Source organism: Polaribacter sp. Z014 (assembly GCF_023555435.1).
In the GTDB taxonomy this organism is placed as follows: domain Bacteria; phylum Bacteroidota; class Bacteroidia; order Flavobacteriales; family Flavobacteriaceae; genus Polaribacter.
The window spans coordinates 1-593 of the sequence record NZ_JALCZP010000120.1; the positions used below are offsets into that span (position 1 = coordinate 1).

The window sequence follows — 593 nt, forward strand, 5'->3', positions numbered from 1 at the left end:
TCGCTATTGTAAAGGGTACCAAAGCTCAGGATGTCATTGATGTGATTCATAAAATTTCAAGAGAAAGACGAAACATGGTTAAAGAAGTTACTGTAAATATGGCTGGAAATATGAATTTAATTGCTAAAATATGTTTCCCGAAAACAGACATTGTAACTGATAGATTTCATGTTCAAAAACTAGCCTAAGAAGCGGTGCAAGAAGAACGTATTCGTTTAAGATGGGAAATCATAGATCAGGAAAATAAAGCAATATCAGAAGCTCAAAAAACAGATAAACACTATCAGCCAGAACTTCTTACAAACGGAGATACTCATAGACAGTTGCTCGCTAGAAGTAGGTATTTATTATTTAAATCAAAACTAAGTGGACACCAAGACAAATTGAAAGAGCAGAAATACTATTTCTGTTATATCCAACCATTGAGAAAGCATATAATCTCTCACAGGGATTAAGATATTTTTTTGAAACAAATTCAGATAAAAATGTAGCTAGATAAAAATTAGCACATTGGTATGATAAGGTACATAAATCAGAATTTAAATCCTTCAACACCATAGCTAAATCTATACAAATACATTATGATGCAATAC

1 protein-coding gene is annotated in these 593 nt (G+C 31.5%); it reads left to right on the plus strand.

Annotated elements, in window-relative coordinates:
• Window positions 1–188, plus strand: a 188-nt coding sequence (locus MPF19_RS19170) for a transposase (protein ID WP_249989868.1), incomplete at its 5' end; no start/stop codon positions are given.
• Between the last annotated feature and the right edge of the window lie 405 nt (window positions 189–593).